The following is a 21,731-nucleotide window of genomic DNA, read 5'->3' as shown; positions in this document are numbered from 1 at the left end:
GAATTCGGAGACCCCATGAAGGAAATCACCGGCAACACCCGCCTGTTCGGCATCCTGGCCGACCCCATCCATCACGTAAAGACGCCGCAGCGCATGAACGAGCTGTTCGCGCAATTGGGCTATGACGGCGTCTGCGTGCCGTTTCACGCGCGCCCCGACAACCTGCCCGCCGTCGTCGAAGGCCTGCGCCGCCTGGAGAACCTTGGCGGCGTCATCGTCACCATGCCGCACAAGACCGCCATACTGGATCTGGTGGACGAGGTGACGCCGGTGGCGCGGAAAATTGGCGCGGCCAACGTGGTGCGGCGCGATGCCGATGGCAAGCTCACCGCCCATATGCTGGATGGCGAAGGCTTCGTGCGCGGCTTGCAGACCGCGGGCGTGGATCTGAAGGGCAAAAGCGCCTATCTGGCCGGTGCCGGCGGCGCGGCCAACGCGATCGGCTTTGCGCTGGTGCAGGCCGGCGTGTCGCGGCTGACCATCGCCAACCGCACGCCCGCCAAGGCCGAAGACCTGAAGGCACGCATTCTGTCGTTGCATCCGAACGCCAGCATCGCCGTCGGTACGCCAGACCCGTCTGGGCACGATCTTGTCGTCAACGGCACGTCGCTGGGCATGAAGGAAGGCGACGCGCTGCCGCTGGATACCGAACGCCTGACGCCGGACCAGCTCGTCTGCGAAGTCATCATGCAGCCCAAGGACACCGCGTTGTTACTGGTCGCGCAGGCTCGTGGCTGCAAGGTGCATTACGGTGCGCCGATGCTGGTCTGCCAGATCGCGCTGATGGCGGAGATGCTGGGCGTGGCGCCTGCGAAATAAGCGCAGGCGATCAAGACAGCCAAGCATGACAGCCAACCAAGGCCCGGCGATCAAGGCCGGGCAAGCAACATCAGGACGTGGCGAATAACGATGGGTGATTTCGATTTCATTATTGCGGGCGGCGGCACGGCGGGCTGCATCCTGGCCAACCGGCTCAGCGCCGACGGCAAGCATCGCGTCTTGATGCTGGAGGCCGGCCAGGAAGCCCGCAGCATGTGGATTTCCATCCCGGCGGGCTTTTCCAAGCTGCTGGTGAACCCCGACTACAACTGGCGCTTTGCCACCGAGCCGGAAGATAACGTCTATGGCCGTACCATCGCGGTGCCGCGCGGCAAGGGCGTGGGCGGCTCCACCTTGATCAACGGCATGATCTACGTGCGCGGCCAGCCGCAGGATTACGACGGCTGGGAGGCGGCGGGGGCAACGGGTTGGGGCCATGCGCAGGCCGAGCGCGTCTTCCGTAAGATCGAGAATTATGAAGCCGGGGACGACACGCGCGGCAAGAACGGCCCGATGCATCTGGAAGAAGTGGCCGAACGATTTCCCGTGTCCGACGCCTTTCTGCGTGCGGCGCAGGAAGACGGCCAGCCACTGAACGCCGACTACAACGGCGGCAAGCAGGATGGCGTGGGCTATTACCAGGTGCTGCAGCGCCGGGGCCGGCGCTGGAGCGTGGTGGACGGCTATCTGAAGCCGGCAGCGGCGCGCAAGAACCTGCGCGTGGAATGCGGCGCGCATGTGACGCGGCTGGTGTTCGAAGGCAAGCGCTGCGTGGGTGTCACCTACCGCAAGAACGGGCAGGAACACACGGTGCGTGCCGCCCGCGAAACGATTCTATGCATGGGCGCGGTGCAGTCGCCGCAGATGCTGGAATTGTCGGGCATCGGCGACCCTGGCTTGCTGCAATCGTTCAACATCCCGCTGGTGCATGCGCAGCCGCAAGTCGGTGAAAACTACATCGACCACTTCGCCACGCGCATGAACTGGCGAGTGAAAGGCACGGTGACCTTGAACGAGATGTCGCGTGGCTGGCGGCTGGCGCAGCAGGTGGCGCGGTACTACACGCACCACACGGGCATCTTGACCTTGGGCACGGGCCTGGTGCATGGATTTGTGAAAAGCGCGCCTGATCTCCCTGCGCCCGACGTGCAGTTTTTCTTCGTGCATGCCAGCTATGCCAATGCCGCCGAACGCATCCTGGACCGGCAGCCGGGCATGACGATCGGCGTGGCGCAATTGCGTCCGGAATCGGTGGGTACGATCCACATCAAGTCGGCGGACCCGTTGGCCGGTCCGTCCATCCGCCCCAATTTTCTTTCGGCACAAATTGACCGTGACAGTCTGGTGGGCGGCATGAAGGTTGCGCGCCGCATTGTGGGGCAGCCGGCCATGCAACGCTACATCGAATCCGAAATCAGCCCCGGCGCCGCCGTCGAAAGCGATGAGCAATGGCTGGATTTCGCGCGGCGCAACGGGCAGACCATCTATCACCCCATCGGCACCTGCCGCATGGGTTCGGACGCCGCCGCCGTGACGGATGTCAGGCTGCGCGTGAACGGCGTGACGGGCTTGCGCGTGGTGGATGCGTCGGTGATGCCGAAGATGGTGTCCGGCAACACGCAGGCCGCCGTGATGATGGTGGCTGAGCGCGGCGCGGAACTGATCCTGGAAGACGCGTCCGCGGCGTGATCGCGCACAAGACCAGGCGCGCCGGGCGTTGAAGCCCCGCGCGTCTTGCCGCTTGAGCGTCCGCGCATCCGCCCATCAACGCATCAACGGATCAAGAACCCCGCACCCACCGGATCATTACGATCAATCACCCAGCGGGCGGTGCCCAGAATGCTGGCCGTGCCCTTCACCGTGGGGCGCACGGCACGCGTGCCGTTCAAATCCACTTCGCCCAACAGGCAGCCTTCGAACGTGCCGCTACCCAGCAACCCTTCCGACTTGATCGGCTGGTTCAAGCCCATCTTTCCACGCGCCTCGAACATGGCCATCATCGCGCTGGTGCCGGTGCCGCCGGGCGAACGGTCCAACTGCCCCGCGCTGAACACGTGCACGTTCTTGTAGAACGCGCCTTCGATCGTGGGCTGGTGCCAGAACGTGATGAAGTTCAGGTTGTTGATGTGCGCTTCGGTGGGGTGTTGGATGCGATGGCGCGCGTTCAACTGGTCGCGCACGATCAAGCCCATGCGCGACAGCTCGGTGCCGTTGTCCGGCGAGATCCGCAGATCGCAACCCGACAGGTCGACGATGCCGAAGTAATTGCCGCCCCACACGATGTCGGCGTGCAGCTTGCCGTAGCCCGGCAGCTCCACCGGGATGTCCTGCGCCGCCACGTAGGCGGGCACGTTTTCAAAGCGGGTCCACAGTACCTCGTCGCCTTCGGACGCCACTTCCGACACGACCAGTCCCGCCGTGGTTTCAAAGCGGATCTTGGTGATGCCGTCCTTGCCGCGCGCGACCAGGCCGTTGGCCACCATCGCCATGCTGACCGCGATGGTGCCGTGGCCGCACATGTGCGAATACTCGGTGCCGTCGATGTAGATCAGGCCCGCATCGAATTCGGGGCTGGACGGCGGCGTGAGGAACACGCCGAACATGTCTTTGTGGCCGCGCGGTTCGCGCATCAGCGCTTGCCGCAGCCAGTCGTAGTTCTGCTCCAGAAAAGCCCGCTTTTCCAGGATGGTGGATCCGGCGGGGTAGGGGATGCCGCTATGCACGATGCACAGGGGCTCGCCTTCGGTATGGGTATAGATGACATCGAACGCGTCTTGCTTGCGCATGACTGTGGCTCCAGACTAAGTAGGATGAAGGAAAACCGCGAAGGGAAAAGCGGAAGAGGGGGAAACTATTTGCCGCGTTCGGACAGCATGTCCAGGCCGACGGTCAAATCAAGAATTACGATAGCGATCACCGCAACCACAATCGTGGCGCCCGATACGGCTGCGATGGTCGGATCGATCGTGTACTGCACATAGTTGAAAAGCTTGACGGGAATGGTGTTCAGGTCTGCCGTGGTGTTGAAGATGGAAAGCTCCACGTTGATCCATGACGAGATGAACGCAAAGATCGAACCGGTGACGATGCCGGGGCGGATCTGCGGCAACACCACCAGGAAAAACGTGGTCCAGGGGTTGGCGCCCAGGTCCGCCGAGGCCTTCTCCAACGCGCGCTGCTCAGGCGTCAGCAGAGTCAGCATGGACCGCAACACGAACGGCGCAATGATGACGATGTGCCCGATCAACAAAGACAGGAAACTGCGCGTCAAACCGAAGTACGCCCCGTACTGCAGCAGCGCCGCGCCCAGCACGATGTGCGGCAGCACCAGCGGCGACATCAGCACCGACGTCAGCGCCGCCTTGCCCGGAAATTCGTATCGGGCCAGGGCCAGCGCGGCCGGCACCGTCAGCAGCACCGCCGCAACGGTTGCCGCCAGCGCCAGCACCGTGCTGGTGGTGAACGCGGCCATGTAGCCGGCTTCCACCAGCAGCGTGCGATACCACTCCAGCGTCCAGCCTTGCGGCGGAAACGCCAGGTAAGGCGTGGCCGTGAACGACGCGCCCATGATCACGATCAGGGGCAGCGCCAGGTACGCCAGCACGGCCAGCGCGATCAGGCGGATCAGATGGCGGGCGATCATCGCGCGGCTCCGGGCAAGGTGGCGGCGCGGTTGGCCAGCGCCACCAGGATCAGGGTGAAGACCAGCAGCACCATGCTCAACGCGCCGCCGTAATGGAAGTCGAACACCGAGCTGTATTGCTGGAAGATCAGCATCGACAGCACCGATATCCGCCCGCCGGACAGCAGCGCCGGTGTGACGTAGGCGCTGACCGCCAGGGTGAAGACGATGATGGCGCCCGACATCACGCCGGGTAGCGTCAGCGGCCAGGTAATGTGAAAGAACGTGGCGGCGGGGCTGGCGCCCAGGTCGGCGGAGGCGTGCTCGCAAGCCGGATCCACCCGCGCCAGCGCATTGCCCACCGCCAGCACCACGAAGGGCAGCAGTACATAGACCATGCCGATCAGGATGCCCAGTTCGGTGCCGATAAAGCGCACCGGCCGGTCAGCGGCGCCCACGCCCACCAGGGCCTGGTTGACGAGCCCATTGCGGCCCAGCAGCACCATCCAGCCGAAGGCGCGCACGATATTGCTGGTGAACAGCGGCACCACCAGCAAGATCACGCAAAAGCGTCGCCACGCCTGCCAACGCACGACGCGCACCAGATACCAGGCCAGCGGATACCCCAGGATGACGCAGACCAGGGTGGTGAAAAACGCCAGGCGGAAGGTCGTCAGGATCACGTCCCAGTGGTACTGGTCTGCCAGCACGCGCAGATACTGCTGGGTGCTAAAGGACAGACCTGGTTCGCCGCTGGTGACGCTGGCCAGCGCCACCACCGCCAGCGGCGCCAGGAAGAATGCCGCGAAGAACAGCACGGGTGCGGCCAGCAACAGGCCGGGTGAGAGCCAGGCGCGCCGGTTCATGGCAGTTCACCGATCAGGTGCAGGTGTTCGGGCGCGAACGTCAGGCTGACGGGCGCGCCGGGCCGCAAGCCGGATGGCGCGATGCCGCCATGGCGCGACACGACGGTCTGCCCGTCGACGTCCACATGAATCATGCTGTGGCTGCCCACGTTGATGACGTCGGCGACGGTTCCGGTCAGCATGCCTGCGGCTTGGCCTTCGGCAAGACGCAGGTCTTCCGGGCGCAGCACCGCCACGCCGCGCGGGGGAAGGGTCTTGGCCGTGCTGTTGACGGTGTTGTTGCCCGCCAGCGGCACACGCAAGTTTTGCAGGTTCAATTGCAGCGCGTCGCCCGTGGCCGCTGACTCGATCGTGAACGTCATGAAGTTCGCGTCGCCAATGAATTCCGCCACGAAGCGGGTGGCGGGCTGGCGGTAGATGTCCGTGCCCGCGCCCACTTGCTCGATCCGCCCGGCGTGCATGACGACCACGCGGTCGGCCATGGTCATGGCTTCTTCCTGGTCATGCGTGACGAAGATGAAGGCGATGCCGAGCTTGGCTTGCAGGTGCTTCAGTTCCAGTTGCATGCGCTTGCGCAGCTTCAGGTCGAGCGCGGACAAGGGTTCGTCCAGCAGCAGCAGCTTGGGCTGGTTCACGATGGCGCGCGCCAGCGCCACGCGCTGCTGCTGGCCGCCGGACATCTCGCGCGGGTAACGCGGGCCGAAGTCCGCCAGCCCCACCATGTCGAGCGCGGCGCGGGCGCGGCCGGCGGCGTCCGCCTTCGACGCGCCCTGGCGTCGCGGGCCGTACGCCACGTTTTCCAGCACGGTCATGTGCGGAAACAACGCGTAGTTCTGAAACACCGTGTTCAAGGGACGATGGTGCGCGGGCAGGCGGCTGATGTCCTGACCGTCGATCAGAATGCGGCCGGATTCCGGCGTCAGAAAACCGGCTATCGCGCGCAGCAACGTGGTCTTGCCGCAGCCGCTGGGGCCCAGCAGGGCCACGAATTCCCCCTGCTGGATGTCCAGGTCGATGTGGTCCAGCGCCTGGTAGGCGCCAAAGCGCATCGACACGCCTTCGATGGTGAGCAAAGCGGACATGTTCAACTCCGGCCTAGCGCTTGCGGGCGACTTGGCGGTTCCAGGCGTCGGTGACTTCGGCGCGGCGGCTGTTGATGAGGTTCCAGTCGAACAGGCTCAGGTTCTCCACCGAGCCTTCGGCGCCCCACGGCAGCTTGCGCGCCACATCCTTCGGCACCTGCACGCCCTTGACGGCCGGGCCCAGGTACAAGCGCGTGGCCAGGCAGGCGGCGGCGTCCGGCGTCAGGGCGGTGTCGATGAACTTCTTGGCGGCGGCCGCGTTGGGCGCGCCCTTGACCAGATGCAGGCGGGCGTCGGTGGCCCAGGCGCCTTCCTTGGGCACGGCGAAGCCAATGGGCAGGCCCTTGTCGATCAAGTCCCACGCACCCACGTTGAAGTGCGCGCCGATGATGGCCTCGCCGCTTTGGTAGGCGTTGCTGGCCGCGCCCGAGCTATCGAAATAAAGCGCCGTGTCCAGCGAGGACAGCTTGGTGTATAGCGGCGCCAGATTCGACGGGTCTACCCCCCACACGCGCGCCAGGAAGAACACGAAGGGCACGCCGGATGAATTCGCGGGCGAGGGCACGGCCACCGCGCCGGCGTATTCGGGCTTCCACAAGTCTTTCCAACTGGTGGGCGCCTGCGGCACTTCCTTGGTGTTGTAGGTGATGCCCAGCGAGTAGTAACCCGTGCTGACGGCGTAGGCCGCTTTGCCATCGCGGTACACGCTCTGGTCGATCACGTTATTCAGGTTCGGGATGGTGGTGGGGTCCAGCGTGTCCAGCACGCCGGCCTGCTGGGCCAGTTCGCTGATGCCGCCGTCCATCCAGGCCACATCGATGGTGGGCGCGTTCTTCTGCTGTTGCAGCTTGGCCAGCGTGGTGGTGGATGTGCCCACTTCCGGCACCACGGTCACGCCCGTGGCTTTGGTGTAGGGGTCGGCCACGCAGGTGCGGAAGGCGTCGCCCCAGTTGCCGCCGTACCAGGCGACCGTGATCTTCTTGTCCTGCGCGGTTGCAGTGCCGGCCATCAATAGGCCGGCGCCCAGCAAGGCGGCGCCGAGTGCACTGCGGTTAAGTGTTGCCATGTTGGATTCCCCTGTCGATTTTTCGGCTTGTCCAGCAAGTCTGACGCAATGGAAGCGGCACAGGACATCGCCATGGATGCATCTTGGTGGATCCACGGGAAAACGAGCTTGAAGGCGCGGGACAAAAACTTGAATAATTGCGTCATGAACACCGTCGTCTTCCCGCCCGCTGCGTCGTCCCCCTATGACGAGGATGCCGACGCCTTGCCTCGGGAAAAACCCGCATTGAACGTCGGCATTGTGCTGATGGACCAGTTCACCCTGGCCGCCTTCGCCGGCTTGGTGGACGTATTGCGCCTGGCGGCCGACCACGGCGGGCGCAGCCGGCAGATCCATACGTCGTGGCGTGTCATGAGCTGGGACGGCAAACCGCGCTGCGCAAGCGCCGGGCTGACCATAGACGTGGCCGACGGCCTGCCGGCGGACCCCGCCGAGTTCGACTACGTGGCGGTGTGCGGCGGCAACGACTACCAAAACGGCCGCATGCCGGAGCCCCTGCGCGATTGGCTTCGGCTGGCGGCGGCGCGGCGCGTGCGCTTGCTGGGCATCTGCACGGGCACCTTCGCCTTGGCGCAGGCTGGCGTGGTCGGGCCTCGCACCGTCTGCGTGCATTGGAATGTGCTGGACGCCTTCCGCGAACGCTTTCCGCAGACGCGCGCGGTGGTGGACCGCCTGTTCGTGGATGAAGGCGACCTGATTTCCTGCGCGGGTTCCACGGCCGCCATCGATCTGGCCTTGTACCTGGTCGCCAGGCATTGCGGACGCGACAAGGCGCAGCAGGCCATGCGCCACATGATGCTGCAAGGCGTGCGCCCCGGGCGCGTGCCGCAAGCGCATTTCCGCACCGATCTGTCCGGCATCCAGGACCTGCGGGTGCGGCAGGCCGCGCACTTTATCGAACAGCGCATCGACAACCCGCCCCCGCTGGACGCGATTGCGCGCTACGTCGGGGTGGGGCGCCGCCAGTTGGAACGGGCCTTCCGGCTGGCCACCGGCAAGTCGCCCATGGCGTTTCAGCGGCAACTGCGCCTGGAATATGGAAGCTGGCTGTTGCTGAATAACGCTTGCAGCATTACGCAGATTGCGCTGGACTGCGGTTTTGCGGACGGCGCGCATTTCTCGCGCGACTTTCGCGCGCATTTTGGTGTGTCCCCCCGGCAGTATCAACAGGCGCGCGGCTTGCTGGCCGGGGGCCGAGAGGGCGGCGTCGAGGATTCTCCCGCCTGACCCTCGCCCCGACGCAAGGAGACGGCATGACCTATGACCTTTGGTATTGGGAAACAATTCCCGGACGTGGCGAGTTCGTACGCCTGGCGCTTGAAGCAGGCGGCATTCCGTACCGGGAAAGGGTGCGCGAGCCGGGCGCGTCGGATGATGCGCTGATTGCAGACATGCGCGCCCCACGTGCGCAGCCCCCGTTCGCACCGCCGTATCTGGTGGCCGGCAGCATCACGCTGGGCCAAACCGCCAATATCCTGCTTTACCTGGGGGAAAAGCATGGCCTGGCGCCAGATTCCCTGGAAGGCCGCTTGTGGGTGAACCAATTGCAATTGACCATCGCAGATATGGTGACTGAGGCGCACGACACCCACCATCCGATTTCGGCAAACGATTACTACGAAGACCAGAAAGAGGAAGCGGCTCGCCGCGCCCGGGGATTCCGGGAAGAGCGCATTCCAAAGTTCCTGGCGTATTTCGAGCGTGTGTTGGCCGGGCCGTCGGCGTGGCTGGCTGGCGGCGAGCGCTGGACCTACGTGGACCTCTCGCTGTTCCATTTGGTGGACGGGTTGCTGTACGCATTTCCGAAGCGCATGGGCACGGTGGCTTCGCATTATCCGAACGTCATGGCGTTGCACGCCCGCGTGGCGGTGCTGCCCGCGTTGCAACCCTATTTTTCCAGCGGCAGGCGTCTGCCCTTCGGTGAGTGCATATTCCGCCAATATCGGGAACTGGATGCCCCCTGAATCAACGCATTCTTATTTGCATTAATAATTAGGGCCAGTTCCATGTGCGGATCTGGCCTTTTTATTAATTCCGGGCAGCCGCATGGTGACTTGCTGGTAACCCTTTTACGCCCTAGGTGACACCGGGTTTATACCGAGAGTGTTTCACCTGGAAATTACTAATAAGTCATGAGATTTGATTTTTTTTTCACGACAGTCACGCCAATAGGTTGAGGAACGTACATTTATAGGATTAATATTTTCGACTGGATACATTCTGCAGGGTTTATCTTCTTATTCAGCTTTCGTCGCCGTTGGGGCGACGAGCAAACGGGGTAGTGCATGCGGCGCGGTGTGCATTGCTTGGGCTTGGGTTGGGACGCGCCATTCAGTTCTGCTTTGAAATACCTTCTGGTCATTGTCAGCAACTTCGTCCCATCCTTGGCAGGAGAAGCCACTATGCAATGGATCACTCTAAGCCGGCTGTTCCGTCGAAATCGCGGTATGCAGAAGGCGGACCTACACGGTCAGATATCCGCCATACACAAGGCGCAGGCCGTGATCGAATTCGATCTCCAGGGCCATGTGCTGAGGGCAAATCAGAATTTCCTGGACACCATGGGGTATTCCCTGGACGAAGTGCTGGGCCAGCATCATGCGATGTTCATCGATCCGTCTGAACGCGAATCCGCGGAATACGCCGAGTTCTGGCACAAGCTGGGGCAGGGGGCTTACGACGCGGGGCGCTATCGCCGCGTCCGTAAAGATGGCCGCGATGTCTGGCTGCAAGCGTCCTACAACCCTATCTTCGACAAGCACGGGCGGCCGTTGAAGGTAGTGAAGTACGCGACAGACATTACCGATCAGCAACAACGCCAGGCGGACACCGAAGGGCAGTTGGCGGCTATATCCAAAGTGCAGGCGATTATCGAGTTTGAACTCGACGGCACCATCATCCGCGCCAATGAGCTGTTTCTGAAAACGGTAGGCTATCAAGCTTGCGAGGTGGAAGGGCGCCACCACAGCATGTTTGTACGTCCGGAAGAGGCACGCGGCGAGGCCTATAAGGAATTCTGGCGCAAGCTGCGCGCGGGCGAATACGATACCGGGCAGTATCTGCGCATCGGCAAGAACGGCCGCCAGGTGTGGATCGAAGCCAGCTATAACCCGATCTTCGATGCCGAGGGCCGGCCATTCAAAGTGGTGAAATTCGCCACCGACATCACCACGCGCTTTACCGCCGCGCAAACATTAAGGGTGGCGGTACAGGGTTTGACGGAAAATGCGGAGCGCGCAAGTCAGGCCAATGCGCTGGCGCTGGACGCCAGCCAGATTGCCGAGCAGGGCGGTAAAACGGTGCAGGGCGTGGTGCACACCATGAGCGCCATTACGGAAAGCTCGCGGCGTATTTCAGAGATTATCGGCGTGATGGACGGCGTGGCGTTTCAAACCAATATCCTGGCGCTGAATGCCGCCGTGGAGGCCGCGCGGGCCGGTGCGCACGGCAAAGGGTTTGCCGTGGTCGCGGCCGAGGTACGCAGCCTGGCGCAAAGCAGCGCGGCGGCGGCCAAGGAAATCAAAGGCCTGATCACCACGTCGGTCGAGCAGATTGAAAGCGGGGCGGGCCAGGTCCAATCGGCGGGCGCCACGATGGAAGACATAGTGGCTTCGTCGCGCCGGGTCACCGAGATCATGGCCGAGGTGGTGAATGTGTCGCTGGCGCAGTCGGCCAAGCTGGGGGGCGTGACGGAAGACATCACCAAGATGACGGCCGAAGCCGAGCAGACCCTGCGCGCCACTCAGGAAGCCGCTGATGCGCAGGCGGCGCGCCAGAGCCGCCAGCCGCCGCCCTTGGTCAAACCGGTTGCGGCCTCGGTGCGCGCCACGCAGGCGGCCAATACGCCAATGCCTCCCGCGCCGGTGCTGGAGTATGTGCGGTACTGAGCGTCCCGCACCGAGTCGCGCGCGAGTGCGCTATAAAGACGCTTCTGTCTGAATCCCAGGCCTGGGCCGGAACCTTACCGCCCAGGTCGTTTTTTTTGTGGCCACCGTCCATGACTGAATCCGAAGCCCTGGCTCTTGCCTCGCACCGCCACTACAAGGGCGGCCTTTACTTGTATGTGGGCACGGCCCGCCATTCCGAAACCGAAGAGTCGATGGTGGTCTACGAACATCTGTGGCCGCACGAGCGTGGCCTGTGGGTGCGGCCGGCGTCGCTGTTTTTCGGCCAGTTGGCCGATGGCTCGCCGCGTTTTGCGCCCTTGGGCGCGGGGCAGTGACGCCGTGACGTTCTATAACCGGCGCCCGCGCACGGGCACCGCGGCGTCACGCCAACCGGGCAGCCGCAGCCAGGCTTCTGTGGCCTTGACCTCGGCCTTGCAGGCCCTGCGCGGCCCGTTCATCGTGGCCGACCTGGAAACGACCGGGCTGTCCACTGCCACCTGCGAGATCCTGGAATTTGCGGCGGTGCGGGTGGAGACATGCGGCACCTTGGCGCGCGAATACACCCAGGTCGTGCGCACGGCGTCGCCCGTGCCGTCCTTCATTTCCCGGCTTACCGGCATCACGCAGGCGGAAGTGGACCGGCATGGGGTGCCGGTGATGCAGGCGTTTTCGGCCTTCCTGGATTTTGTCGAAGACCTGCCGGTGTTTTTTCACAATGCCTCGTTCGACCGGCGTTTCTTGGGTGCGGCGGCGGATCGGACGGGTTTGCCGTTTCTGAATCCCACCCATTGCACCTTGGCATTGGCGCGGCGCGCCTGGCCGGAATTGCCGTCGCACAAGTTGGACATCCTGGCCCGCCATGTGGGCGCATCAACCCCCACGCACCGGGCGCTGGCTGACGTGCGCACCACGGTCGCCGTGGCGTTGGCGGCCAACGCGCGCCTGGCCTTGGGGCAAGCCGCGCCGGCGTAAGCGTCAGATCACTTTTTGTTCGTGATGCACCAGGGGCGGCTCTACGAAGAATCCGCCGACGAGCTTGCGCCATTCCTGGAAGTCGGGCGATTCGCGGAAGTCCACCATGTGGTTTTCCACCGTTTCCCAGTCAACCACCAGGGTGTAGCGCTGGGGCTGTTCAATACTGCGGTGCAGTGCCATGCCGTGGCATCCGCGGGCGCGCAGGAACAAGGGCTTGGCTTGCGCGACGCCTGCTTCGAACAGCGCTTCCTGACCTTCGCGCACATGGATGCTGGCAATTTCCTGGATCATGTCGGTGTCTCCAATTAATTGGGGCCAGGTGGGTCCTGGCCGGCCGGAGTAGTATGGCTGAAATTTCTGATATCAGCCTGACCCGATGAATACCCGAGCCGCCGTTCTGACTCGCCTGATTGCCGTTCGCCTGCTGTGGTACGTGGGTATCGGCGCCATTGCACTCATGGCCCTGACGCTGCACACGCAGTTCAGCGTGGCCGTGGTGTTGTCCGCGATTGCGATTTACATCCCGTTGTCGATGCTGTGCCTGCCGCTCATGGCGTGGCTCAGCATTGGCCGTGTCGCCCCGGCCCGGCCAGGGCTGCCCTCGGCCTGGCCTGCATGGCTGGCCGGCGCGGTCGGGATTGCGCTGCTGGCCGGTTACCACCTGCTGGCGCATCCCGCCTTGGCGGAGTGCGGTTTTCTGCTGCTGTTGGTAGGCGGCGACCTGGCGCTGGCACGCCGCGAGTCCGCGCAACTGATCCACATCGTGCGGCTTTCGCAAACGCAACAGTAATCCTATAGGCCAGCACCGCCAGCTGCCCCCGGCGTGCGCGCTAGGCGCCTTGCCTGAGCCGTGCGCGCCGCTTGCCATCCTTAAAGTTGACCTGGCGTGTGCGCGCGGCGGCATCGTCTGCGACTTTCATCGGCCATATGCATGGCTTGGCGCAAGGTGGCTCGCCATTTTCGTCATGCGCGTCATGCGTTGCGCTCGTCCACAAAGATGCGGTCCCCCGTTTAGCCGATATCGACCTGCCTAGGACGGAGCAATCATTCCGTACCAATACGAAAGTCTCTCGCCCAACCTGGTTGCCACGGCGCGAGGCAGGACGTAGCGGTCCGCGCCGGTCGGCCTCCGGTGCCTGTGCATCCGCATCAAGCGGATCAGGAGGAGCTCAAATGAAAAAGCTCGCAGCAGTCGCAGCCCTGTCATTGTTTGCCGCATCGGCTTATGCCGGTGGGCCAAACATATCTTCCGTGTCGATCACCGGCCACGCCGGCACGATCAATGGCACGGCGTCATCCATCTCGAACGGCAGTTCGGTGGTGGCCACCCAAGTCAACGGCTACGGCTCTTCCAGCCAGACGTCGTTCGGCGAAACGGGCGGCGTCGCGCAAGTCGGCGGATCGTTCAACCATGAAGGCACGACGGTGGTGACCAGCACCCGCCAGTACGCCACCAGCGAAACCTACGGCAGTGTGTCGGGCAACGCGCCGATCATGGTCGGCGAAAGCATCGCCAACGGCGGCGCCACGTTCGGACAGACGGAAACCGTGGCCTCGGCCGCGGGGACCTTCAAGGCCGCCAATATCGGCGCATTCGGGGCGATTGGCGGGGTGGGATCGGTGGGCCACGTTGGCGGCTTCAATCGCTGACCCAATTATCCGGACGGCTTCGGCCGTCCGGGCGAGGGGACATCATGAAGAAAATCGTGTTTGCAATCACGCTGTCGCTGGTGGCCGGCTCGGCCTTCGCGCAGACCAGCAATTCAAGTTCCACTACCTCTGCAACGTCGGGGTCGACCAACGCCGGCAACAACCAGGGCATTACGTTCAACTCAAGCAACAACGGCTCCAGCTCGGTGAAGACCGTGCCCCCGGTGGGCGGCCAGAGTTTCTACGGTTCGTTTTCGTCGGATAGCTGCATGGTGTCCGCCGGTGGCGGCGGCTCGGTCATCGGCTTCGGCATGAACGTGGCGGTGCCGATCGAAGACCAGAAGTGCAGCTTGCGACGCAATTTCGAACGCACGATGCAGGCGGCGGCCTCGACCAAGGATGCCGACCGTTCGCGACGCCTGGAAACGGCGGCCATCGACATCCTGTGCCAGACGGACGACCGCACCAAGGCCGCGCTGGTGGCGCAGGGCCTGTGCACCAACCCCGCCTTGACGACGGCGGACCATCGCTTCGATACCACGGCCGTGGCGCAGGCCGCGCCGGCCTCTACGGCGGCCACCGTGCCAGTTGCGCCGATGCAGAGCCAGGTCCTGGCGCCACCGGCCGCAGCCGTGGCCACGGTGCAACCGTATCCGGTGCAAACCGCGCAGGCCACCGCGCTGGCGTCGCCGCCCTTGCGTAACCCACGGCTTGAACGCCAGCAGTTCGCCGACTTGTATTCGCCCGGTTGAAGGCAGCGGAGCGGCGCCTACGCCGAGGGCGGCGGCGCCACTCCCTTGGTCTCCTGCCCGCCGCTCAACGGCGACGGCGACGGCGACGACAGCACCATCGTGGGCGGCGACGACACTTCCAGCCCGGCGTCATGCAAGCGCTTGAGAACAGTGAACAGCAGGGCGCTGCGTACTCCGTAGGCGGCGCGCGGCGACGACACATAGCCCCTGGCGTTGAAGATCAGATGCCCGTTCTCAATGCCGTCCAGAAACACGTTGGGGGCGGGGGTGTCCAGCACATCCTCATGGTCATTGAAGGCTTGCAGGATCAGTTCGCGCACCGCCTCGGCGTCTGTCGACAGCGGCATTGGCAACTTGATCTGCACCAGCCCAAGCGGATTCGAATGGGTCACGTTGCGCACGGTTTTCGTCACGAATTCAGAGTTCGGCACGATCACGGTGGAGCGGTCGCCCATCTGGATTTCGGTGGCGCGCACGTTGATGCGCAGGATGTCGCCTTCGACGCCGCCCAAGGATACCCAGTCGCCCACTTTCACCGGCCGTTCGGCCAGCAGGATCAGGCCCGACACGAAGTTCTGCACCACGGCTTGCAAGCCGAAACCGATACCCACCGATAGGGCGCTGGCGATCCAAGCCACGCGCTCCAGGCCGATGCCGGCGGCCGACAACGACAGCGCAAAAGCAATCACAAAGCCCGCATAGCCGAACAAGGTGGCGGCGGATAGCTGCATGCCCGGATCCAGTTCCGTGGTGGGCAGATAGCGGTTCGACAGCCAGCGCTTGAGCAATTTGACGCTGAGCAGCGACAAGGCCAACACCAACAGCGCTTGCAGCACGGCGCCGGGGCGGATCTGCGCTTCCCCGATCTCCAGGCCCTTGTGCAGTTGGTCAAAGCGTTGCACCAGGTCCATCGGACCCTCGCCAAACGGGGCCACCAGCAAGATGATGGCCAGCAAAGCGACCATCACGCGCCCAATGCCGGAAAGTAAAACGGCCGCTTGGTCGCGCAGGCTGGCGCCTTCTCTTTCGCCTTCGCGGTGCGTTGTGCCCAGCAGCGTGCTGAACCCGTCCTCGATCAGTATCGACATCAGGTAGGCGGAGGCCAGCACGATCAGCACCCACAACGCCTGCTTGACCAGGAAGGCGCCGAACGCGACATAGCCCGCCAGCAAGCAGGCCAGGCTCAGGACCAGCACCGTCCAGAGGATGCCCAGCAGCAACGAAATCCAGAAGGGCGCGGGCGCCTCGGTTTCCTGGATCAGCTTTTGCCGCAAGCGCCGGCCGATCACCAGCACGGCGCTCATCGTCGCCATGATCAGGGCGGCGACGATGCCGGTCAGCGTGATCGTCGTGGTCAGGCTGGCGTTGAGCAATACCGGCAGGCGTTCCGCCAGCCAGATCATCACCACCAGCGTGCCCAGCAGATTCGGCAACCATTGCAGCCGCGTGGCGGCGGCATTGCTGATGGGCGGCAAGCGCCAGGAAGGGCGGCTTCTGGACAGCAGTGCATTGCCCAGGCCCGAGACGAACCCACCGAAACAGACGGTGGCCACCAAGGTGGCCAGCAGCGAGACGGTGTTGTCGGACAGTTGCGAATCCCAATCCAGGCCGGTGTGGATCAGCAAGGCGATGATGCCGGGCGTGGCCACCGACAGCATCACTTGCGCCACGGCCAGGAACGAGCGGCGCAGGCGGCCGGGCGGCACGCGGGTCGCGGTCAGCCGAAGGATCAACCGGCCGATCCAGATGCGCAGCGCAATGGTCAGCGCGGCGGCGCCGCCCAGCAGCAGCCAGCCCCACTTCGGCGTTTGGCCGACGGCGGTCGTCAGGTCATCGCCCAAGGCTTCCAGGCGCTGAAGGTCGCGCGGAAACTCTTCCTGGAATTCGGTCCAGAACTGGCCCGACAGGAATGAATCGCGGCGTTCGCCCAGGCGCGCCTGGAATTGTGTGCGCCGCTGTGCCGAAATCTGTTCAGCAGTCTGGCCCGCGTCCACCGACAACAGCCGGGCCAGCTTGATCTGCGCATCCAGCGCACGGCTGTTCTTCTCCAACTGCGCGCGCTGGGCCGCCACGTCGGGCGCTTCCTTGGCGCCATCCGGCGCCGTACCCAGTTCGCTCAACCGGGCGGTCACACTGGCCAATTGGGGGGTCAACGCCTCGCTGACCGCGTCGGCCTTGGACTGGATGTCGAGTGCGTCGCCACGTTGTTTGACCAGCGTGGCGTCATCGGTTTCGTCCGCGACACGCTTGCGCATGTCGTCGATCTGCTTGCGGGCGGCGGCCAACTGCGTTTCGAATTCCGCCGGGTTCTGAGGTGGCGCCGCAAGGGCGGGCATCAGGCAGAACGTCAGCAGCATTGCCGCGATCAGCGCCGCGAAGGCGGGCATGCGCGAACGGCGCTTGCAAAAGAGCAGGAGGGGGGCGGTGTAGTTCATTTTCCGGGGGCGAGATACTCGCGTCGAGGCGGCAGCATACCAAGGCCTTGCTTTGCCCGTTGCAACAAAAATAGTGCTGTGTCCCCGGTATATCGACCGCTCTTGATAGCCGCCCAGCAGACCGCCGTCAGGGTTATAAACAGGGGCGGATCAGTTTCAGCGGTTCGGTGGTGCTTTGCCTGGCGTGCGGCGCGCAATCCCTCTTTACGAGCCCAACGTTTGGAATCAACTCGGCCGCGCCGGCATACCCCGTGGCACGGCTTTTTTCGGTTTGCCCAGCACCGCATCGCAGACGTCCAGCCATGCCCGCGCGGCGTACGACAGGTAGCCCGATTGCAGCCAGATATGCCCCACCTCCCATTGCATGCCCGACTTCGCCAGCTTGGCGGTGCTTAGGCCGCGCGTCTTCATGCGCTGCATCAGGGGTTCGGGCAGCAGCGCCACGCCCAACCCAGCGGACGCCATCGCGACCAGAAAGTCCCAGTGCGCGCTTTGGGCGGCGATGCCAGGTTGAAAGCCCGCGTCGGCGAAGGCCTGGCGCAAGCGGCGAGTGATGGCGAAGTCGTCGGTCGGAATCAGCAGGCGCGCGTCGCGCAAGGAGCTTAAGGGCAGAGACGTCTTGCCGGCCCACGGCGCGTCAGGCGGCCCGATCACCCAGATGGGGTAGTTGCCGAACGGCTGCGCGGCCAACCCGCCATCGGGCGCAATGGGCAGGATGGTGGCGCCGACTTCCAGTTCACCGCTGGCGACCAGACCTTCAACCGCTTGGCCGGTGCCCTCGCGCAGCGTCAGATGAATACCGGGATGCAGTTCGCGAAAGCGCTTCACCACCGGCGTGAACAGCAGGTTGATCATGGGCGGAATGCCCACCTCCAGCGCCCCGCGCCGCAAGTCGGCCGTCTGGCGCATTTCTTCGCTGAGTTGGCGCATGGTCTCCAGCACCTGGAGACCGCGCTGGTACATGACGCGGCCGGTGTCGGTGGGCCGGGCGGTATGGCCGTCGCGAATCAACAGCGGCGTTCCGGCCTCATCTTCCAATTGGCGAATCATCTTGCTGACCGTGGACTGCGTCACGAACAGCGTCTTGGCCGCCTGCGTGAAGCTGGCATGTCTGACGGTTTCAACGAAATACCGCAATGCGCGCACGTCCATGGCGGCGGGTTCCCTGTGGCGCGATGCGCATGAAGGCGATTCAAACTATGAAAAAAACGACTGAATTGGATGATTTTAAGTCATTACGAGATTCAAGCGCGCGTTTCTATACTGCGGAAAATTCTTCCGGCGCGGGCTTGATACGTCTGCGGCGGGATATCGGGAAACGCCGCGTCAGACGGTGTCCGGGTGCTTGCGCGGTATCGCCACGCCCGGCCGCGAGCCGTTGGCCTTTAAATCTGGAGACTCCATGCATCTCGACCGTATCCGCCATCCTGGCCTGCTCACCAAGATCACGTCCGCCGACCAGGCGGCATTGTTGATCCAGGATGGGATGACCGTTGGCATGAGCGGGTTCACCCGCGCGGGCGACTGTAAGTCCGTGCCGGCGGCGCTGGCCAGCCGCGCCGAGCGCGAGCCGCTGTCGATCACGCTGATCACGGGCGCGTCCTTGGGCCACGACACCGACAAGATGCTGGCCCAGGCGAACGCGTTGGCGCGCCGCATGCCGTTTCAGGTCGACACCACGCTGCGACGCAAGATCAACCAGGGCGACATCGCTTTCATCGATCAGCATCTGTCTGAAACGGTGGAGCAATTGCGGGCCGGCCATATCGGACCGATCAATGTGGCCATCATCGAAGCCGCCGCCATCACCGAAACCGGCGCGATTGTGCCCACCATGTCGGTGGGCAATTCGGCATCGTTCGCGCAGCAGGCCGACAAGATCATCATCGAGCTGAACGTGGGTGTGCCCGCCGCCATCGAAGGGCTGCACGACATCTACGTGCCGGCCGAGCGCCCCGCGCGCCAGCCCATCGGCCTGATGTCAGTGGACCAGCGTATCGGCCAGCCTTTCATTCAGGTCGACCCGGGCAAGATTGCCGCGATCGTCATCACGGACAAGCCGGATAGTCCGTCCAACGCCTTGCCGCCGGACGACGAGACCAACGCCATCGCCGGTCATATCAATACGTTCCTGCGGGGTGAAGTGGATGCTGGCCGCCTGAGCAATTCGCTGCTGCCGCTGCAGGCGGGTATTGGAACCATCGCCAACGCCGTACTGCACGGCTTCGAATCGTCGGACTTCGATGCGCTGACCATGTATTCCGAAGTGCTGCAAGACAGCGCCATTGAATTGCTGGACCAGGGCAAGCTTGCGTTCGCCTCGGCCTCGTCCATCACCGTGTCCAAACCGGTGTACGACAAAATTCTGGCGAACATGGAGCATTACCGCGAACGCATCGTGCTGCGGCCGCAGGAAATCAGCAATGCGCCTGAGGTCGTCCGCCGCCTGGGTGTTATCGCAATCAATACGGCTTTGGAATTCGACATTTACGGTAACGTGAATTCCACGCACGTTGGCGGCACGCACATGATGAACGGCATCGGCGGCTCGGGCGATTTTGCGCGCAACGCCCATCTGGCTATCTTCGTTTCCAAGTCGATGGCCAAGAACGGTGACATTTCAAGCGTTGTGCCAATGGTGTCCCATGTGGACCATACCGAGCACGACGTGGATGTGCTGGTCACCGAATGCGGTTTGGCTGATCTGCGCGGGCTGGCTCCCCGCGAACGTGCGCGCGCCATCATCCAGCATTGCGTGCATCCGTCCTACCGCGCGGCCCTGCAAGATTATTTCGACCGCGCCTGCGAACGTGGCGGGCAAACGCCGCATCTTCTGGAAGAGGCGTTTTCGTGGCATCAACGTTTCAACGAAACGGATTCCATGCTGCCGGCCAAGCCTTCGGCCCGCAAGGCGGCCTGAGCGATCTTTAGCTCTTTAGTTTGTGGGCTGTTGCTGCTGCGGCGTGACAAGCGCGCAGCGCGACAACTCCAACTCGTCATGCAACCACTGCTTCAGCGCAACCAGCGGCGCCCAGTCCCGCAGGCTCGGCGGATAAACCAGGTGGTAAGTCTGCGCTTGCTCGTAGTGCACGCTCATGGGCGACACGCGCACCAGGCGCCCGGCACACAGTGCGTCGGCGGCAAGTAGCTCGCGCCCCAGCGTAATGCCCAGTCCTTGCTCGGCGGCCTGCAGCATCATGCCGGCGTCGTTGAACGTCGCGACCGGTGTAACGGGCGTGCGCAACCCCGCCGCGTTGAACCAGTGCTGCCACATTTCCCGCTCGCCCAGGAGCGGCTGGCGAGCCAACGTTTCAGCACTATCGTCTTCAAGTTGGGCCGCGGTCTCCGGCGAGGCTAAAGCGATCAATGGCAAGGGCATGTCGAACAGCGGCTCAGACTCCACCCCCGCCCAGGGGCCGCGCCCAAATCGCAAGGCCGCATGAAAGCCGTCGCGTACCAAATCGACAACTTGCTGAGACGTTTCAATCTCTAGCGAAAGCCCCGGATTTCGCGCGCGCCAGCGTGCCATGCGAGGCAACAGCCAACGCTGCGCGAACGAGGGCAACACCGACACCCGCAGCCGCTGCTCACTGCCCGTGGCTGACGCCGCCGCAGCCATAACGCCCTCATCCAGCAGCGCCAGTGCGCTCTGCACGCTGCACAGCAGCGCCGCGCCCGCGCTGTTCAAGACGATGCCACGTCCACTGCGCTCAAACAGCGGAAAGCCCAGTTGCTCTTCCAGCCCTTTGATCTGCTGGCTGACCGCGCTGTGCGTCAAGTGCAGCCTTTCGGCAGCCGCGCGCAAGTTCTGCAGTTCGGCCACCGCGCGAAAGGCGGGCAAGGTATTCAGGGGCAGGCGCATGGTGAGCTATCCTGGGCGAAAAACGTTCGGTTAGCGTAACTGACCAATAAGCGGAAAACAATTGGATTTTCATGCTTGCTTTGGGCGATTACGCTTACCAAAAGGTCGAACGTCACAAGGAGGCGCTCATGTCTGCCCAAATTTCTACTCCGTATTCCTTCCCCGCCGCCGCATCAACCCAGCAGCACCACATGCCCGCGCCGGGCCAGGCTGGACTGTTTAGCCTGTTGTGGGCGGCGTACTGCCAATGGCGGCTTCAGTCTCGTCTGCGCAATCTCGCCGCTGATATGGATCCGCACATCATGAAAGACATGGGCGTTCCAGAGTGGCTGATCCACGAAAGCACGGTTCAACGCCAACTGGAGCGCATGCGCAATGCCGACTACCTGCGCTGGTAGAGGTGTAGCGGTTCCTCAATGGTCATCGGCTCCTCTGGCTCTCTCTATATATATAGAAGGCGTTTTGATGATGCACGGCCCTCTATATATAGAGGGAAGGAGTGAATGAGGGCGTTAGGCGCAGGCTTAGCTCAGAATTTTGCTTCCCCGCGATGACAGGTAGAAAACTTGTGCTATAGTCTCGCTCCTTCGCAGTTCAGGCAGTTTTTGAACCGCGAAGCCAGGAGTAGCGCAACAGGCCAACCAGCAGGCGATCCGCAAGGAAACCTACCCGGCCTGCCGCAAAGCCACCAGTAGATAGATGTCTGGCAGCCAAG

General features: G+C 63.6%; 21 protein-coding genes. 12 read left to right on the top strand and 9 right to left on the bottom strand.

The genetic code is table 11. The features are described from left to right. Window positions 1-15: 15 nt before the first annotated feature. Entirely contained in the window at window positions 16-819 is an 804-nt protein-coding gene (locus WBR68_RS14125) for a shikimate dehydrogenase family protein (protein ID WP_230694568.1), read from the top strand. Window positions 820-909: 90 nt separating this feature from the next. Further along, window positions 910-2,508, top strand: coding sequence for a GMC family oxidoreductase (locus WBR68_RS14120; protein WP_230694567.1), 1,599 nt, complete (start codon window positions 910-912; stop codon window positions 2,506-2,508). A gap of 83 nt (window positions 2,509-2,591) precedes the next feature. Here the strand turns inward: WBR68_RS14120 and WBR68_RS14115 are convergent, their stop codons facing one another. The 5 genes from WBR68_RS14115 to WBR68_RS14095 all read right to left on the bottom strand — a co-directional run bounded on the left by WBR68_RS14115 (window position 2,592) and on the right by WBR68_RS14095 (window position 7,455). Then, window positions 2,592-3,605 (bottom strand): proline racemase family protein, encoded by a 1,014-nt coding sequence (locus WBR68_RS14115; protein WP_050448367.1) that lies wholly within the window; start codon window positions 3,603-3,605, stop codon window positions 2,592-2,594. 65 nt (window positions 3,606-3,670) lie between these two features. Further along, the gene (locus WBR68_RS14110; RefSeq protein WP_230694566.1) at window positions 3,671-4,462 is read right to left on the bottom strand and encodes an ABC transporter permease; all 792 of its coding nucleotides are present in this window, start codon (window positions 4,460-4,462) and stop codon (window positions 3,671-3,673) included. Beyond that, window positions 4,459-5,307: an ABC transporter permease gene (locus tag WBR68_RS14105; RefSeq protein ID WP_050448365.1), complete on the bottom strand. Its 849-nt coding sequence runs from the start codon at window positions 5,305-5,307 to the stop codon at window positions 4,459-4,461. Before WBR68_RS14105 ends, WBR68_RS14110 begins: the two co-directional genes overlap by 4 nt. Next, complete coding sequence (locus WBR68_RS14100) at window positions 5,304-6,389, bottom strand: ABC transporter ATP-binding protein (RefSeq protein WP_230694565.1); 1,086 nt, start codon at window positions 6,387-6,389, stop codon at window positions 5,304-5,306. Before WBR68_RS14100 ends, WBR68_RS14105 begins: the two co-directional genes overlap by 4 nt. A 13-nt stretch (window positions 6,390-6,402) precedes the next feature. Further along, window positions 6,403-7,455, bottom strand: coding sequence for an ABC transporter substrate-binding protein (locus WBR68_RS14095; RefSeq protein WP_230694564.1), 1,053 nt, complete (start codon window positions 7,453-7,455; stop codon window positions 6,403-6,405). Between the two features lie 144 nt (window positions 7,456-7,599). On the opposite strand from WBR68_RS14095, the gene WBR68_RS14090 reads away from it, so the two are divergent. The 5 genes from WBR68_RS14090 (at window position 7,600) to WBR68_RS14070 (ending at window position 12,314) form a co-directional block, all read left to right on the top strand. Then, window positions 7,600-8,682: a GlxA family transcriptional regulator gene (locus WBR68_RS14090; RefSeq protein WP_127185410.1), complete on the top strand. Its 1,083-nt coding sequence runs from the start codon at window positions 7,600-7,602 to the stop codon at window positions 8,680-8,682. Between the two features lie 26 nt (window positions 8,683-8,708). Then, complete coding sequence (locus tag WBR68_RS14085; protein WP_050448362.1) at window positions 8,709-9,419, top strand: glutathione S-transferase; 711 nt, start codon at window positions 8,709-8,711, stop codon at window positions 9,417-9,419. A gap of 438 nt (window positions 9,420-9,857) precedes the next feature. Continuing rightward, window positions 9,858-11,342, top strand: a complete 1,485-nt coding sequence (locus WBR68_RS14080) for a methyl-accepting chemotaxis protein (protein ID WP_230694563.1) — start codon at window positions 9,858-9,860, stop codon at window positions 11,340-11,342. Window positions 11,343-11,452: 110 nt separating this feature from the next. Further along, on the top strand, window positions 11,453-11,677 hold the full coding sequence (locus tag WBR68_RS14075) for a DUF1653 domain-containing protein (protein WP_050448360.1): 225 nt from the start codon (window positions 11,453-11,455) through the stop codon (window positions 11,675-11,677). 4 nt (window positions 11,678-11,681) lie between these two features. Continuing rightward, window positions 11,682-12,314 carry a 3'-5' exonuclease gene (locus tag WBR68_RS14070; protein WP_127185406.1) on the top strand — a complete coding sequence of 211 codons (633 nt, stop codon included), beginning with the start codon at window positions 11,682-11,684 and terminating at the stop codon, window positions 12,312-12,314. A gap of 3 nt (window positions 12,315-12,317) precedes the next feature. Here WBR68_RS14070 and WBR68_RS14065 read toward each other — a convergent pair whose 3' ends face one another. Then, window positions 12,318-12,608 carry an antibiotic biosynthesis monooxygenase family protein gene (locus tag WBR68_RS14065; RefSeq protein ID WP_050448359.1) on the bottom strand — a complete coding sequence of 97 codons (291 nt, stop codon included), beginning with the start codon at window positions 12,606-12,608 and terminating at the stop codon, window positions 12,318-12,320. An 85-nt stretch (window positions 12,609-12,693) separates the two neighbouring features. Here WBR68_RS14065 and WBR68_RS14060 point away from each other — a divergent pair, with 85 nt between their 5' ends. The 3 genes from WBR68_RS14060 to WBR68_RS14050 all read left to right on the top strand — a co-directional run bounded on the left by WBR68_RS14060 (window position 12,694) and on the right by WBR68_RS14050 (window position 14,719). After that, complete coding sequence (locus WBR68_RS14060; protein WP_050448358.1) at window positions 12,694-13,107, top strand: hypothetical protein; 414 nt, start codon at window positions 12,694-12,696, stop codon at window positions 13,105-13,107. Window positions 13,108-13,490: 383 nt separating this feature from the next. Beyond that, entirely contained in the window at window positions 13,491-13,967 is a 477-nt protein-coding gene (locus WBR68_RS14055) for a hypothetical protein (RefSeq protein WP_050448357.1), read from the top strand. Between the two features lie 44 nt (window positions 13,968-14,011). Next, complete coding sequence (locus tag WBR68_RS14050) at window positions 14,012-14,719, top strand: hypothetical protein (protein ID WP_050448356.1); 708 nt, start codon at window positions 14,012-14,014, stop codon at window positions 14,717-14,719. A gap of 17 nt (window positions 14,720-14,736) precedes the next feature. On the opposite strand, the gene WBR68_RS14045 is transcribed toward WBR68_RS14050, so the two are convergent. Together WBR68_RS14045 and WBR68_RS14040 are read right to left on the bottom strand one after the other, a co-directional pair. After that, window positions 14,737-17,154: a DUF3772 domain-containing protein gene (locus WBR68_RS14045; protein WP_370641226.1), complete on the bottom strand. Its 2,418-nt coding sequence runs from the start codon at window positions 17,152-17,154 to the stop codon at window positions 14,737-14,739. A 225-nt stretch (window positions 17,155-17,379) separates the two neighbouring features. Further along, window positions 17,380-18,306, bottom strand: a complete 927-nt coding sequence (locus WBR68_RS14040) for a LysR family transcriptional regulator (protein WP_230694562.1) — start codon at window positions 18,304-18,306, stop codon at window positions 17,380-17,382. A gap of 250 nt (window positions 18,307-18,556) precedes the next feature. Here WBR68_RS14040 and WBR68_RS14035 point away from each other — a divergent pair, with 250 nt between their 5' ends. After that, a complete protein-coding gene (locus WBR68_RS14035; RefSeq protein ID WP_050448353.1) occupies window positions 18,557-20,074 on the top strand; it encodes an acetyl-CoA hydrolase/transferase family protein in 1,518 nt (505 codons plus the stop codon). A 15-nt stretch (window positions 20,075-20,089) separates the two neighbouring features. On the opposite strand, the gene WBR68_RS14030 is transcribed toward WBR68_RS14035, so the two are convergent. Next, window positions 20,090-21,016, bottom strand: coding sequence for a LysR substrate-binding domain-containing protein (locus tag WBR68_RS14030; protein WP_050448352.1), 927 nt, complete (start codon window positions 21,014-21,016; stop codon window positions 20,090-20,092). 128 nt (window positions 21,017-21,144) lie between these two features. On the opposite strand from WBR68_RS14030, the gene WBR68_RS14025 reads away from it, so the two are divergent. After that, on the top strand, window positions 21,145-21,414 hold the full coding sequence (locus tag WBR68_RS14025) for an isoleucyl-tRNA synthetase (RefSeq protein WP_230694561.1): 270 nt from the start codon (window positions 21,145-21,147) through the stop codon (window positions 21,412-21,414). Window positions 21,415-21,731: the final 317 nt, after the last annotated feature.

It is taken from the genome of Achromobacter sp. JD-1 (assembly GCF_038594925.1).
Classification (GTDB): domain Bacteria; phylum Pseudomonadota; class Gammaproteobacteria; order Burkholderiales; family Burkholderiaceae_B; genus Achromobacter; species Achromobacter spanius_C.
The sequence above is the reverse complement of the archived record's forward strand: the minus strand, read 5'-3'. Positions and strand labels throughout refer to the sequence as shown.